At 67.9% G+C, this 13,538-nt stretch carries 13 protein-coding genes and 2 rRNA genes; 11 read left to right on the forward strand and 4 right to left on the reverse strand.

All coding sequences use genetic code 11. The features are described from left to right. A 23S ribosomal RNA gene (locus tag AC1D1G_RS12905) occupies window positions 1-201 on the forward strand; the annotation flags it as partial. 131 nt (window positions 202-332) lie between these two features. Then, window positions 333-449, forward strand: a 5S ribosomal RNA gene (rrf, locus tag AC1D1G_RS12910). Window positions 450-702: 253 nt separating this feature from the next. Here rrf and AC1D1G_RS12915 read toward each other — a convergent pair. After that, window positions 703-1,629, reverse strand: coding sequence for an McrB family protein (locus AC1D1G_RS12915; RefSeq protein ID WP_477952392.1), 927 nt, complete (start codon window positions 1,627-1,629; stop codon window positions 703-705). Window positions 1,630-1,725: 96 nt separating this feature from the next. Here AC1D1G_RS12915 and AC1D1G_RS12920 point away from each other — a divergent pair, with 96 nt between their 5' ends. The 4 genes from AC1D1G_RS12920 to AC1D1G_RS12935 all read left to right on the forward strand — a co-directional run bounded on the left by AC1D1G_RS12920 (window position 1,726) and on the right by AC1D1G_RS12935 (window position 5,255). Next, window positions 1,726-2,121 carry a low affinity iron permease family protein gene (locus tag AC1D1G_RS12920; RefSeq protein WP_005248960.1) on the forward strand — a complete coding sequence of 132 codons (396 nt, stop codon included), beginning with the start codon at window positions 1,726-1,728 and terminating at the stop codon, window positions 2,119-2,121. Between the two features lie 81 nt (window positions 2,122-2,202). Beyond that, on the forward strand, window positions 2,203-3,756 hold the full coding sequence (locus AC1D1G_RS12925) for a succinic semialdehyde dehydrogenase (RefSeq protein ID WP_477952393.1): 1,554 nt from the start codon (window positions 2,203-2,205) through the stop codon (window positions 3,754-3,756). Between the two features lie 2 nt (window positions 3,757-3,758). Then, window positions 3,759-4,202 carry an SRPBCC family protein gene (locus tag AC1D1G_RS12930; RefSeq protein WP_477952439.1) on the forward strand — a complete coding sequence of 148 codons (444 nt, stop codon included), beginning with the start codon at window positions 3,759-3,761 and terminating at the stop codon, window positions 4,200-4,202. 102 nt (window positions 4,203-4,304) lie between these two features. Then, window positions 4,305-5,255 carry an alpha/beta hydrolase gene (locus AC1D1G_RS12935; RefSeq protein WP_283332562.1) on the forward strand — a complete coding sequence of 317 codons (951 nt, stop codon included), beginning with the start codon at window positions 4,305-4,307 and terminating at the stop codon, window positions 5,253-5,255. On the opposite strand, the gene AC1D1G_RS12940 is transcribed toward AC1D1G_RS12935, so the two are convergent. Genes AC1D1G_RS12940 through AC1D1G_RS12950 form a run of 3 tightly spaced genes read right to left on the reverse strand, consistent with a single transcriptional unit; the run spans window position 5,245 to window position 8,580 of the window. Then, window positions 5,245-6,804 (reverse strand): long-chain-fatty-acid--CoA ligase, encoded by a 1,560-nt coding sequence (locus AC1D1G_RS12940; protein ID WP_283332563.1) that lies wholly within the window; start codon window positions 6,802-6,804, stop codon window positions 5,245-5,247. The two genes, AC1D1G_RS12935 and AC1D1G_RS12940, sit on opposite strands and share 11 nt — an antisense overlap. 10 nt (window positions 6,805-6,814) lie before the next feature. Beyond that, entirely contained in the window at window positions 6,815-7,597 is a 783-nt protein-coding gene (locus AC1D1G_RS12945) for an enoyl-CoA hydratase (protein WP_283332564.1), read from the reverse strand. Between the two features lie 11 nt (window positions 7,598-7,608). Next, complete coding sequence (locus AC1D1G_RS12950; RefSeq protein WP_477952396.1) at window positions 7,609-8,580, reverse strand: NADPH:quinone oxidoreductase family protein; 972 nt, start codon at window positions 8,578-8,580, stop codon at window positions 7,609-7,611. Window positions 8,581-8,728: 148 nt separating this feature from the next. On the opposite strand from AC1D1G_RS12950, the gene AC1D1G_RS12955 reads away from it, so the two are divergent. The 5 genes from AC1D1G_RS12955 to AC1D1G_RS12975 all read left to right on the forward strand — a co-directional run bounded on the left by AC1D1G_RS12955 (window position 8,729) and on the right by AC1D1G_RS12975 (window position 13,472). Beyond that, window positions 8,729-9,529: a crotonase/enoyl-CoA hydratase family protein gene (locus AC1D1G_RS12955; protein WP_283332567.1), complete on the forward strand. Its 801-nt coding sequence runs from the start codon at window positions 8,729-8,731 to the stop codon at window positions 9,527-9,529. 89 nt (window positions 9,530-9,618) lie between these two features. Next, window positions 9,619-10,812, forward strand: a complete 1,194-nt coding sequence (locus AC1D1G_RS12960) for a thiolase family protein (RefSeq protein ID WP_477952397.1) — start codon at window positions 9,619-9,621, stop codon at window positions 10,810-10,812. Between the two features lie 39 nt (window positions 10,813-10,851). Beyond that, window positions 10,852-11,613 (forward strand): 3-hydroxyacyl-CoA dehydrogenase, encoded by a 762-nt coding sequence (locus AC1D1G_RS12965; RefSeq protein WP_477952398.1) that lies wholly within the window; start codon window positions 10,852-10,854, stop codon window positions 11,611-11,613. A 10-nt stretch (window positions 11,614-11,623) separates the two neighbouring features. Next, a complete protein-coding gene (locus AC1D1G_RS12970; RefSeq protein WP_477952400.1) occupies window positions 11,624-12,265 on the forward strand; it encodes a TetR/AcrR family transcriptional regulator in 642 nt (213 codons plus the stop codon). A 55-nt stretch (window positions 12,266-12,320) separates the two neighbouring features. Further along, window positions 12,321-13,472, forward strand: a complete 1,152-nt coding sequence (locus tag AC1D1G_RS12975; RefSeq protein WP_477952401.1) for an acyl-CoA dehydrogenase family protein — start codon at window positions 12,321-12,323, stop codon at window positions 13,470-13,472. Window positions 13,473-13,538 lie beyond the last annotated feature (66 nt).

Genomic DNA, 13,538 nt, shown 5'->3' on the forward strand with positions numbered 1-13,538 from the left:
TACGTTCGGAAGGGATAACCGCTGAAAGCATCTAAGGGATAACCGCTGAAAGCATCTAAGCGGGAAGCCTGTTCCAAGATGAGGTTTCTCACCCCCTCGAGGGGGTAAGGCCCCCGGCAGACCACCGGGTTGATAGGCCAGAACTGGAAGTCCGGTAACGGATGCAGGTGACTGGTACTAATAGGCCGAGGACTTACCACAAAGAAGCTACGCGTCCACTGTGCAGTATCTGAAACAACACACACGTTTCAGAACAGAAGAAAGAAGAACACCCCACCCACCCATGGTGTTGTGTTTCTTCGCTGATGTTCCGTGTGACAGTTTCATAGAGTTACGGCGGCYATAGCGGAGGGGAAACGCCCGGTCCCATTCCGAACCCGGAAGCTAAGCCCTCCAGCGCCGATGGTACTGCACCCGACAGGGTGTGGGAGAGTAGGACACCGCCGAACATCCGTTACCGAAAGCCCCCCAACCTTGTTGGGGGGCTTTCGGCATTCCCGGGCACGAACACCGATGCCGCACATGTCTTTTCACCCCGGCGCACCGACGGCAGACGGTCAATCGGCCGGTCGATTCCGGCAGACACCGCCAATCGCGTGAAGTCATGCCGACGCGTCGCGGAATCGACGCGTGAAATGCGTTCGGAGACCACAGTCGAGGCGCCGGCTGGCGACAGCGAGGGATCTGTGAGGTTCGACTCGATTAGAGGCGAAGTCGCGCCGGCAGGCTGCGCTCGAGTGACTCCCGATGTCGTGCGTCGTCGTCGGCGGCGCTCGCGACGAGTACGCGAGCGAGCCGGGTCGCGCAAGTGAAGTACGAATGACCGATGCAGTAGTCCTTGCCGAGGTGCGGGTCGGCCGCGATCACCTCGTTCAGCCTGGTCATCCGTACCGCGATGCGGTCAACGACCGATTCGTCGTAGCCGCGTTCGATCACGAACTCGCGTCGGGCATCGTTGTACTCCGGCCCCAGGTCGAAGAAGGCGAATCTCCGCCGTATCGCTATGTCGACCGGGGCCAGGGACCGGTCCGCGACGTTCATCGTGCCGATGAGGTGCAGGTTCGAGGGCAGATGAAACGGTCCTTCCCCGTCCCGCGAGTAGGCGAGGTTCAGCGCGTTCTCGGGGTCGCGCTTGTCGTGTTCGAGCAGGGTGAGCATCTCGCCGAAGATCTGTGCGGGATTGCCGCGGTTGATCTCCTCGATGACCACGACGTAGTCGCATTCGCAGTCTTGGCGGGCGTTCTTGGCGGCGGTGAGCAGAGGGCCGTCGATCAAGGTGAGTTTGCCGTCGGAGCCGGGTCGGAACCCACGGACGAAGTCTTCGTAGGACATCGACGGGTGAAACTGCAGGAGGGCTGTCCGGTCGGATTGACGCTCGTTGCACAGCACCCAGCCAAGACAACGCGCCGCGGGCAGTGCCTCGACATGTGCTGCGTCGATGGCCGGCTGACGCTGCGTCGGCCCGGCGTACTTGTACGACTTCGCCATGCCCGCCTGCGCGGACTTGACGGAGAAGTCCCAATCGCCCCGCGCGACGTACGTCAGCATCCGGTCGTAGGCATCGACGGCATCCTGAGTCAAATCACTGACCAGCGCCACCCGCTCCCCGGCCAGTGTTGCGACGCCCACGCCGCAGCCTCCGGACCCTCGCACCCCATGCCGTCATCGCGGCGACTCGGGTGAAACGGGCATGTCGGGAGTGGCAGCTGAGCCTAGACTCCGAAGATGGTGCGCAACGCGAAGGCCGCACGTCAGCAGCCCACCGATCAGCGTTCGGCGTTCGACAGGTTCGTGGAGCAGATCGAACTCCGGGTCAGCCAGGCGCCGTTCTTCGGGATCTGCGCAGGAGTGGTCGCGCTGTGGGTCGTCAGCATTCCGCTCTGGAAGGACCTTCACGAGTGGCAGATCGCCATCCACACCGCCGGTGCCGTCTTCACGTTGCTTCTCGTGGTCCTGCTCGAGAATGCCAGCCGCCGTGCCACCGAGGCTCTGCAGGAGAAACTGAACGTCATCGCCGAGGCGCTCGCCGCCCTGCTCGATTCCTCCGCCCAGGACAACCCCGAGCTGAAGAAGGCGGAGGAGAAGTTGCGGGAGGCTGTCGGGCTCGAAGACCGGCACTAGTCCATCCGCCCCTGTGGCTTGGCGCACCAAGCAGGTAAGTTATGTGTAACCGCAAAAACTACTAACCAGTAGGGGTACGAAATGCCTGTTCCGTCCGCCGCCACGTTCGCGCGGCTCGCCGACCTCAACGCCATCCCGGATGCGGCGGATCGCCCGACGCGGTCCGTCGTCGAGGCGTTCACGGGTAAGGAACTGGCCACCGTCCCGGTCGGTACCGCTCAGGACGCCAAGGACGCGATCGCACGCGCCCGGGTGGCACAGAAGGAATGGGCCAAGCGTCCCGTCACGGAACGCGCCGCGATCTTCCACCGGTACCGCGACCTGGTGCTCGAGAACCGCGACGCCCTGATGGACATGGCTCAGGCCGAGACGGGCAAGTCCCGCGCCGCCGCGCAGGAGGAGGTCCTCGACATCTCGATGACCGCCCGCCACTACGCGCGCGTCGCCCCCAAGCTGCTGCGTCCCCGGCGCATCTCGGGCATGCTGCCCGGCCTCACCAAGACGGTCGTGCGGTACCAGCCGAAGGGCGTCGTCGGCGTCATCTCGCCGTGGAACTACCCCATGACCCTCGCGGTGTCCGACGCGGTCGCCGCGCTCCTCGCCGGCAACGCCGTCGTCCTCAAGCCCGACAGCCAGACCCCGTACTGCGCGCTGGCCTGCGTCGACCTGCTGTACCAGGCCGGGCTGCCGCGCGACCTGTTCGCCGTCGTCCCCGGACCGGGCTCGGTGGTCGGCACCGCCCTCGTCGAGAACACCGAGTACCTGATGTTCACCGGGTCCTCGGCCACGGGTCAGCTCCTCGCCGAGCAGGCCGGTCGCCGTCTCATCGGCTTCTCCGCCGAACTCGGCGGCAAGAACCCGATGATCGTCACCGCAGGCGCGAACCTCCGTGAGGTCACCGACGCCGCCGTCCGCGCCTGCTACTCCAACTCCGGGCAGCTGTGCATCTCGATCGAGCGGATCTACGTCGAGGAGTCCATCGCACCCGAGTTCACCCGGTTGTTCGGGGAACGCGTCCGCAACATGAAGCTCGGCGCCGGCTACGACTTCGGCATCGAAATGGGCAGCCTCGTGTCCGAGGCGCAGGTCAAGGCCGTGTCCAGCCACGTCGACGACGCCGTCGTCAAGGGCGCCACCGTGGTCGCCGGCGGTAAGGCGCGCCCCGACCTCGGCCCCCTGTTCTACGAGCCGACCGTCCTGACCGGCGTTCCCGAGGACGCCGAGTGCTACCGCGACGAGACGTTCGGACCGCTGGTCTCGATCTACCCCGTCGCCGATGTGGACGAGGCGATCGAACGCGCCAACGACACCGAATACGGCCTGAACGCCAGCGTGTGGGCGGGAACCAAGGCGGAGGGCGAGGCCATCGCCGCACGGATCCACGCCGGAACCGTCAACGTCGACGAGGGTTACGCCCCGGCATGGGGCAGCACCGGTGCGCCGATGGGTGGCATGGGGGTGTCCGGTGTCGGTCGCCGCCACGGCGACGACGGGCTCCTCAAGTACACCGAACCGCAGACCATCGCCACCACCCGCATCCTCAACCTCGGCGGTCCGCGCGGACTGTCGCCGAAGGTGTGGGCCAAGATCATGCCGCCTTTCGTGAAGGCGCTGCAGTGGATCCCGGGCCGGTAGCCGTGGACACTGCGAGCATCGTGATCGAGGTTCCGCCCGCGATCGTGTGGGACGTGGTCACCGACGTGGAGGGCATGGGCCGGTTCAGCCCCGAGAACACCGGGGCCCGTTGGAAGTCCGGCACCCCGGTGACGGTGGGCGCGCGGTTCATCGGCGCCAACCGGCACGGGGCGGTGCGGTGGAAGACCCACTGCACCGTCGTGGATATCGTTCCGGGCCAGAAGTTCTCCTTCGAGGCGGACGAGCCGAAGGCGCGCTGGACGTATCATCTCGAACCCTCCGGCGCGGGCACACTCGTCACCGAGACCCGGGAGATCTACGCGACGCCCGTATGGTGGGTACGGCTGGTGCAGAAGTCGAAGGTGCTGGGCAGCAACCGCGACCAGCTGATGCAGGACGGGATGCGGCAGACGCTCGAGTGCATGAAAGTCGCACTCGAGAGCTGATTTTCCACCCTGGGGTGCCGATTCTTCACCCTAGGGTGGCTGTCGCCGCCGCGCGCAGGGCCCGAGACTGGACCATGTCCACACCTCTCGGAGGCGCCTCCCATGAATCCTCGGCCGTCACCCGTCGAAGCTGGTCGGTCGTGCCCTGACGTCCGCCGTGAGGACGTGTGGTTCTCCTCGCGGGGACAGCGCTGCGCGGCCTGGCTGTACCGGCGCCATTCCGAAACCCACACGGCAGCACCCTGTGTGGTGCTCGCGCACGGCTGGAGCGGGGTACGCGAACAGAGACTCGACGCGTTCGCGGAACGGTTCGCGGCCGCGGGAGTCACGGCGCTGGTGTTCGACTACCGCTACTTCGGCGCCAGCGAGGGCGAACCCCGCCAACTGCTCGACATCGACAGCCAACTCGACGACTGGGACAGCGCCGTCGCGTTCGTGCGCAGCCGCCCGGACATCGACCCCAGCCGGGTCGCGCTCTGGGGAACGTCACTGTCCGGCGGACTCGTCCTGACGGCGGCAGCGCGGGACCGGCGGGTGGCCGCGGTCGTGTCGCAGGTTCCGTACGTCGACGGTCTGACGAACCTTCCGCGACTGGGTGTGGTCGGCCTCGGCCGCATGGCGGTCGCCTACCTGCGGGACCGGTACGCCCAGCTGCGGCACCGGCCGCCGTACATGTTTCCCGTCGTCGGGCCGCCGGGCTCGTTCGCGGCCATGACCACACCCGACGCGGAGGCGGGATATCACGGGATGGATCCGCCCGGTTCGACATGGCGCAACGAGACACCGGGGCGGGTGGCGTTGCAGGCAGCGCTGTACCGGCCGACGAAAACGGTCGCGAAGATCGCCTGCCCCGTCTTCTTCGCCATCGCGGACCACGACGTCGTCACGTTCACCCGCAGCGCGCAGAAGGCCGCGGCCAAGACCCCGGGCGCCGAGGTGCACGTGTACCCGGGCGGTCATTTCGACCCCTACTTCGGCGAGCTCTTCGAGCGGGTGGTCGCGGACGAGACCGACTTCCTCGTCCGCCACCTCCGTCCCCCGGCTAGCCGCTGACCGTGCCGAACTGTTCCCGCAGAACACCTTTGACGACCTTCCCGCTGGCGTTGCGGGGCAGTTGGGGGAGGACCTCGACGAATTTGGGCCGCTTGTAGCGGGCGACCCGGCCGTCGAGCCAGTCCGCGAGGGCGTCGACCTCGAGCGCCGCCCCGGCCCGCGGGACGACGACCGCGACGGGAACCTCACCCCACCGCTCGTCGGCCCGCCCGATCACCGCGACATCCATGATGTCCGGGTGGGCGGCCAGGGCATTCTCGACCTCGGCGCAGTAGATGTTCTCCCCACCCGAGATGATCATGTCCTTCTTGCGGTCTACCACGTACACGAACCCGTCCGAGTCCACCCGCACGAGGTCGCCGGAGTGGAACCAGCCGCCGTCGAACGCGTCCGCGGTGGCCGCGGGGTTCCGCCAGTACCCCTCCATGAGTCCCGGGCCGCGGTAGACGATCTCACCGATCTCGCCCTGCGGCACGTCGTTCATCGCTTCGTCGACCACGCGCATCGCCACGGTGTCGATCGGTTTCCCGACCGACCCGATCTTGCGCACGGCGTCCTTGCCGTCGAGCATGCACGTCACCGGCGACATCTCGGTCTGCCCGAAGAACGCGACGATCGCGGCGTCCGGGAAGGCGGCGTACAGGCGGTCGAGGAGGGTCGGGGTGGCCGGCGCGGCTCCCCAGCCCAGCACCCGCAGGGCGAGATCCCGACCCTCGAGGCCGGCGTCGTCGAGGATGGCCTGCCACTGGGTGGGCACCATGAACACGCTGGTCACCCGCTCACGCTCGAGCGCGTCGAGTAGCTCGGTCGCATCGAACGCACCGGTCGGGTGGATCACGATGGTGGCGCCGATCAGCAGGAACGGCCCGACGCTGCCGAGGGCGGCGATGTGGAACAGCGGGGACGAGACCAGGTTGACCTCGGACTCGGTGTCGAACAGTCGCCATCCGCGGATCAAGGTCAGTGCCTGTGCCTGCAGATTGAGGTGCGACAGCACCGCGCCCTTCGGACGGCCGGTGGTGCCGGACGTGTACATGATGGCGGCGGGGGAGTCTTCCGCCACGTCCGCGATCGGGACGTCGGGATCGGCTGCGCGCAACTGCGTCTCGAGCGAGACGTCGACGGGGGCGTCGCCGACCACGAGAACCGGCACGCTGTCGTCGACCTCCGCGGCGAGCCCGGTGAGTGAATCCTCCACGACCACGACGGTGGCGTCGCTGTCGGCGACGATGAACCGCACCTCGCCGGGGCTGAGCCGGAAGTTCACCGGCACCGCGATCGCACCCAGGCGAGTCGCCGCCAGCATCACCTCGAGGAACTCGGGGCGGTTGGTCAGCAGCAGCACGACGCGGTCGCCGCGGCCGACACCGTGGGCGGCGAGGACGGCGGCCGTCCGCGCGCTGCGGTCCTCGAGCTCACGCCAGGTGGTCGACGTGCCCCGGAACCGGAGCGCCACCGCCTCGGGTTTCGCGAAGGCATGCCGGGCAACATGATTCGCCCAGTGGGTGCGCCGGGAGGCGAAGGGTTGCGCGTTCGACGTCGCGGTCATCGTGATGCCGTCAGCCGCGGCCGAACACTGCCGGACGCTTCTCCAGGAACGCCGCGACGCCTTCCCTGAAGTCGGGGGCGGCGAGGAGGTCGAGCTGACCCGTGCGCTCGCGGGCGAACGCGTTGTCGAGTTCGGTGAGGGTGGCGTCGTTGACCGCGTCCTTGGTGAAGTGGAACGCCTCCGACGGTCCGTCGGCGAGACGTCGCGCGAGGGCGTCGACGGTCGCGGCGAACTCGTCGTCGGGGTACACGTCGGCGATCAACCCGGCCGCGAGAGCCTCACGTGCGGGCAGTCGTTCGGCCAGCAGCGCCATCTTCAGCGCGCGGGCGCGACCGACCGACGCGGCGACCAGTGCGGTGGCACCACCGTCCGGCATGAGGCCGACCTTCGTGAACGCGAGCAGGAAATAGCTCGACGCGGTGGCGACCGTGAGGTCGCAGGCCAGGGCGAGGGACACCCCGACGCCGGCGGCGGGACCGTTGACCGCGCCGATCACGGGCCGGGGGAACGCGCGAATCGTGGCCGCCGTGCGGTTCGCGGCGTCGATCGTCGCGGACGACGGAGGACCGGAGACGTTCTCGCCACCCAGGTCCGCACCCGTGCAGAACGCACGACCGGCGCCGGCGAGGACGGCGGCCCGCACCTCCGCGTCGCCGGCGTACTTGTCGAATGCGTCGGCGACGGCGTCGAGGGTTTCGGTGGTGACGGCGTTCATGCGGGCGGGACGGTCGAGGGTGACGCGCAGGACGCCGTCGTCGACGGTCGTGTCCACGCCGGGAATGTCGGAGCTCATGGGGATCCTTGTCAGGAAGGGTGGACGGAGAGGGCGATCTTGCCGGTGGCGGAACGGGTTTCGAGCGTCCGCAGTGCGTCGACGGCGTGTTCGAACGAGTAGGTGGTGGGCTCGGCGATCTGCAGCGCACCGGATTCGAGGAGCGGGCCCAGGGCCGCCCACTGCCTGCTCGTGTAGCCGGGGTTGGTGCGCACGTACTCGCCCCAGCCGGCCCCGAGAACGGAGATGTTACGCAGGAGAAGGCGWTTGACCTTGACGGTGGGGATCTCGCCGCCGGTGAAGCCGAGGACAACCAGTCGCCCGTTGGGCGCGAGGCTGCGCAGGCTGTCGGTGAAACGGTCGCCGCCGACCGGGTCGAGGATGATGTCGACTCCGCGGCCTCCGGTGAGGTCGCGGACCTGGTCCTTCCAGCCGTCCAGGAGAACGACGTGATCGGCGCGGTTGGCCTTCGCGATGCCGGCTTTCTCCTCGGTGCTGACCACGGCGATCGTCTCGAGCCCCAGCGCGGCGGCGACCTGCAGGGCGGCGACCCCGACACCGCCTGCGGCGCCGTGCACCAGCACGGTCTCACCGGCGCGGTAGCGGGCGCGCTCGTCGAGGGCGAAGTGCACGGTGAGGTAGTTCATCAGGAAGCCCGCCCCGGCCTCGAGCGACACCGAATCGGGCAGGGGGAACACCGAGTCCGGCTCCACCGCAACGGTCTGCTGCCACGATCCGTCCGACGCGAGGACGGCCACCCGCTGCCCGGCACGGATGCCGCTGTCCGTGGGTGCGCTGCGGACCACGCCCGCGCCCTCGACACCGAGCACGAACGGCAGTTCCCGGACGAGCTGGTAGCTGCCCGTGGTCTGCAGAAGGTCGGGAAACGACACTCCGGCGGCGTGCAGATCCACGACGACGCGGCCGGTGCCGTCGGGTTCGTCGATCTCGACGAGCTGGACTCCGGCGGGGCCGGAAGCGGTGGTCAATTGCTGGGCATACACGTGGTGATCTCCTCCGTCGGTCCCTGACTATCCATACCAGACGCAACTGAACGGGCGCTAGATAAATTCGACCATTGACCCTGTAGGTGACGCCGTGGTACTAACTTTAACGAGCGATCAGTAATCATGCCGAGGCGGAGGACGAGACGTGCCAGAACAGACGGAGACGACGGAGGCAGCCGCACTGTGGGAGCGGCGCGGAGGCATCGGCATCATCACGCTGAACCGCCCCAAGGCGCTCAATGCGGTGAACGGCGCGTTGTCGACCGCAGTGGGCAATCTGCTCGAGCAGGCCGAGAACGACCCCGAGGTGCGGGTGGTCGTCGTGACCGGGGCCGGCCGCGCGTTCTGCGCCGGCGCCGATCTCAAGGCCCTCTCCACGGGCGGGAACATCGCTGCGGAGGGGCACCCCGAATGGGGCTTCGCCGGATACGCGCAACACTGGATCAGCAAGCCGACCATCGCCGCGGTCAACGGCTTCGCCCTCGGCGGTGGCACCGAACTGGTCCTCGCCAGTGACCTCGCGGTCGTCGATGAAGAGGCGGCCCTCGGGCTTCCCGAGGTCAAGCGCGGACTGTTCGCCGCCGCCGGCGGCGTGATCCGCCTGCAGCAGCAGATCCCGAAGAAGGTCGCGCTGGAAATCGCACTCACCGGCGAGCCGATCACCGCGGCGCAGGGCAAGGAACTGGGCCTGGTCAACCGTGTCGCCCCGGCAGGCACCGCCCTCGACGTCGCGCTCGAACTCGCCGAGCAGATCGCCGCCAACGCACCGCTGTCGGTGCGCGAATCGAAGGCCATGATCCACCGCACCGCAACCGAACCCGACTGGGGCGACGGGGCGTGGGAGGCGAACAACGCCGCCATCGCGACCATCTTCACCAGCGCCGACGCCAAGGAAGGCCCGACGGCGTTCGCCGAGAAGCGCCAGCCGGTCTGGCAGGGCCGCTGACCCGTGAGTACTTATTAACCGCGGGCGGTTAATAAGTACTCACGGGTGGCGCAGCCGCACACACTTTCTCCTCCTCGAAAGGGAACATCATGACCAACGCTGTCATCGTGGACGTCGTCCGCCTCGCCTCCGGTAAGGGCAAGCCCGGCGGTGCGCTGTCGGGCACGCACCCGGTGGAACTGCTCGCGCACGTGCTCCGCAGCATTGTCGAACGCAACGGCATCGACCCCGCACAGGTCGACGACGTCATCGGCGGCTGCGTCGGGCAGGCAGGCGAGCAGGCCCTCAACATCTCCCGGACCGCGGTGCTGTCGGCGGGATTCCCGGATTCGGTTCCGGCCACCACCGTCGACCGCCAGTGCGGCTCGAGCCAGCAGGCGGCGCACTTCGCCGCGCAGGGCGTGATCGCCGGCGCCTACGACATCGTGATCGCCTGCGGTGTGGAGTCGATGTCCCGTGTTCCGATGGGCACGACGACCATCGGTCAGGACGCGTCCGGCCCGGGCATCGCCGCCCGCTACCCCGAGGGACTCGTCAACCAGGGCATCTCCGCCGAACTGATCGCCGCCAAGTGGAAGTTCGACCGCGACACCCTCGACGCGTTCTCCGCGCAGTCGCATCAGCGTGCCGCCGACGCCCTGTCGAAGGGCTTGTTCGACAAGGAGATCGTCCCGATCTCGGTCACCAACGCCGCCGGTGAGACGGTGACCCACACCGCCGACGAGACCGTGCGCGCCTCCACCACCGCCGAGGGACTGTCCGGGCTGAAGTCGTCGTTCTACTCCGAGAAGTACGCGGCCCGGTTCCCCGAGGCGCAGTGGCACATCACCCCGGGCAACTCGTCGCCGCTGACCGACGGCGCGTCCGCGGCGCTGATCATGAGCGAGGAGATGGCGTCGAAGCTGGGGCTGACCCCGCGGGCMCGGTTCCAYTCGTTCGCCGTTGCCGGTGACGACCCGGTCTTCATGCTCACCGCGCCGATCCCGGCGACSAAGAAGATCCTCGCGAAGTCGGGGCTGAGCATCGACGACATCGACGCCTACGAGGTCAACGAGGCGTTCGCGCCGGTGCCGCTGGCGTGGGCGCACGARTTCGGGGCCGACCCGGCCAAGCTCAACCCGTGGGGCGGCGCCATCGCGCTCGGGCACGCACTCGGCTCTTCGGGCACCCGCCTGCTGAGCACSCTGGTCAACAACCTCGAGGCCACCGGCGGACGCTACGGCCTGCAGRCCATGTGCGAGGGCGCGGGSATGGCCAACGCCACCATCATCGAACGCATCTGACCCACTTCCCCGAAAACCCTGCTTCCGAAAGGTATAGACATGATCGTCAATGACAGCGTCGCACTCGTCACCGGCGGCGCCTCGGGCCTCGGCCTGGCCACCACCAAGGCCCTGCTCGCCGACGGCGCCAGCGTCGTCATCATCGACCTGCCCTCGTCCAACGGTGAGACCGTCGCCAAGGAACTCGGCGACCGTGTGCGCTTCGCCGCCGGCGACGTCACCAGCGAGGCTGACGTGTCCGCCGCACTCGATGTCGCGGAGTCGCTCGGACCGCTGCGTGTCGCCGTGAACTGCGCCGGCATCGGCAACGCCATCAAGACCGTGAGCAAGAACGGCGCGTTCCCGCTGGCCGACTTCACCAAAATCGTCACCGTCAACCTGATCGGCACGTTCAACGTGATCCGTCTTGCCGCCGAGCGCATCTCGAAGAACGAGCCGATCGACGGCGAGCGCGGGGTCATCATCAACACCGCCTCCGTAGCCGCATACGAGGGCCAGATCGGTCAGGCCGCGTACTCCGCGTCCAAGGGCGGCGTCGTCGGCATGACCCTGCCGATCGCTCGCGACCTCGCGTCGCTGCTGATTCGCGTCAACACGATCGCTCCCGGCATGTTCAAGACGCCGCTGCTCGGCTCCCTGCCGGAGGCTGCGCAGCAGTCGCTCGGCGGTCAGGTCCCGCACCCCTCGCGTCTCGGCGACCCGTCCGAGTACGGCGCGCTCGCCGCGCACATCGTCAGCAACCCGATGCTCAACGGCGAGACCATCCGTCTCGACGGCGCCATCCGCATGGCACCGCGCTGATCGGCGACCTGTGACTCTGCGCGAGGACGGGCCGACGGTGACGGAGCCGGAGTACGCCGACTGGCGGACGTTCGAGGCCCTGCCGCTGACGCCCATCCTCGAGCAGGCATTGGATCTGTTCAACGAGAACGGTTACCACGGCACGACGGTGCGGCAGATCGCCCGTCGTGTCGGGGTGACCGTTCCGGCCCTGTACTACCACCACGAGAGCAAGGAAGCCGTTCTCGTGGCCCTGTTCGAAATGCAGATGCGCGAGCTGAACGACCGCGCCGAGGCAGCCGCCCGCGAGGCCGGCGACGACGTGGTGGCGCAATTCTCCAACGTCGTCGAGGCGATCGTCCTGTACATGACGTACCGGGTGCGGCACGTGTCCCTCGACACCGAGTTGCGGCACGTCTCGGCCGACAGCCGCAGCCGCTACGCCGCGAACCGCAAGCGGCTCGAGCTGATGATGATCGACCTCGTCGCCGACGGCGTCGCCCGCGACGTGTTCCACAGCGGGGACGTCCCCGAGACCGTGCGCGCCCTCCTCGGGATGTGCCAGTCCATTCCACGCTGGTTCCAGCTCGGTGGAGCACTGACCCCCGAGCAGGTCGCCGGCCGCTACGTCGACATCGCTCTACACACCGTCGGGTATCTACCCGACCACTGACATCGCGCCGGGTCCACCGAGCCGGACGAGCTCGTCCCGGCGACAAGGAGAGACCATGCAGCGCACCCTTTTCGACAAGGATCACGAAGCGTACCGGGAGACCGTGCGCGAATTCCTCGCCCGCGAGATCGAGCCGAACTACGAACGGTGGGAATCCGAGCGGCTCATCGACCGCTCGGCGTGGCTGGCGGCCGGCAAGTCCGGGATCGTCGGACTCGGTGTGCCCGAGGAATTCGGTGGCTCGGGCGTCACCGACTACCGGTTCCGGTACGTCGTCGCCGAGGAGATCGCCCGCACCGCGACGACGTCGTTCGGTTCGGGCCTGTCCCTCCAGGACGACATCGCCATCCCGTACATCGTGAACCTCGGCACCGACGAGCAGAAGCAGCGGTGGCTGCCGGGCATGGCCGCGGGCGAGCTGATCGGTGCCATCGCGATGACCGAGCCCGGTGCGGGCAGCGACCTGCAGGGCGTGAAGACCACCGCGGTGCGGGACGGCGACGAGTGGGTGATCAACGGTCAGAAGACGTTCATCACCAACGGTATTCACTCCGACCTCGTCATCGTCGTCGCGCGCACCGACCCGAGCGCCGGTTCCAAGGGCTTCTCCCTGCTCGTCGTGGAGCGGGGCATGCCCGGTTTCAGCCGTGGCCGCAAGCTGCACAAGGTCGGACTGGCCGGTCAGGACACGGCCGAGCTCGTGTTCGAGGACGTGCGGGTGCCCGCCACCAATCTGCTCGGCACCGAGGGTCGCGGCTTCGTCCACCTCATGGAAAACCTGCCCCTCGAACGTATTTCGATCGCGGTCAACGCGATCGCCGCCGCGAAGGCCGCGTACCAGTGGACGAGGGACTACGTGTTCGAGCGCAAGGCGTTCGGGAAGCCGATCGGCGATCTGCAGAACACCCGGTTCGCGCTGGCGGAGATGCTCACCGAGATCGAGGTGACCGAATCGCACATCGACCGGTGCGTACTCGCCTTGAACGCAGACGAACTCACCGCCGTCGACGCGTCGAAGGGCAAGTGGTGGGCCAGTGAACTGCAGAAGCGTGTCGTCGACCGCTGCGTCCAGTTGCACGGCGGCTACGGCTACATGATGGAGTACCCCATCGGCCGCGCATACGTCGACAGCCGGATCCAGACGATCTACGGCGGCACCACCGAGATCATGAAGGAAATCATCGGGCGCGATATCGCGGCACGGTAGGCGGCTCCGCCGCCCGTGCGCCTTTTTGGTTGTCCCAGTTACCAAAAAGGCGCACGGGCGCGAAGC

This window comes from Rhodococcus sp. P3_B8, from assembly GCF_056402775.1.

Bases quoted from the DNA above. Each gene is read 5' to 3' on its own strand.
- AC1D1G_RS12920 (WP_005248960.1), top strand. From the start codon at position 1,726: ATGGTGCGCAACGCGAAGGCCGCACGTCAGCAGCCCACCGATCAGCGT.
- AC1D1G_RS12925 (WP_477952393.1), top strand. From the start codon at position 2,203: ATGCCTGTTCCGTCCGCCGCCACGTTCGCGCGGCTCGCCGACCTCAAC.
- AC1D1G_RS12935 (WP_283332562.1), top strand. From the start codon at position 4,305: ATGAATCCTCGGCCGTCACCCGTCGAAGCTGGTCGGTCGTGCCCTGAC.
- AC1D1G_RS12940 (WP_283332563.1), bottom strand. From the start codon at position 6,804: ATGACCGCGACGTCGAACGCGCAACCCTTCGCCTCCCGGCGCACCCAC.
- AC1D1G_RS12945 (WP_283332564.1), bottom strand. From the start codon at position 7,597: ATGAGCTCCGACATTCCCGGCGTGGACACGACCGTCGACGACGGCGTC.
- AC1D1G_RS12965 (WP_477952398.1), top strand. From the start codon at position 10,852: ATGATCGTCAATGACAGCGTCGCACTCGTCACCGGCGGCGCCTCGGGC.
- AC1D1G_RS12975 (WP_477952401.1), top strand. From the start codon at position 12,321: ATGCAGCGCACCCTTTTCGACAAGGATCACGAAGCGTACCGGGAGACC.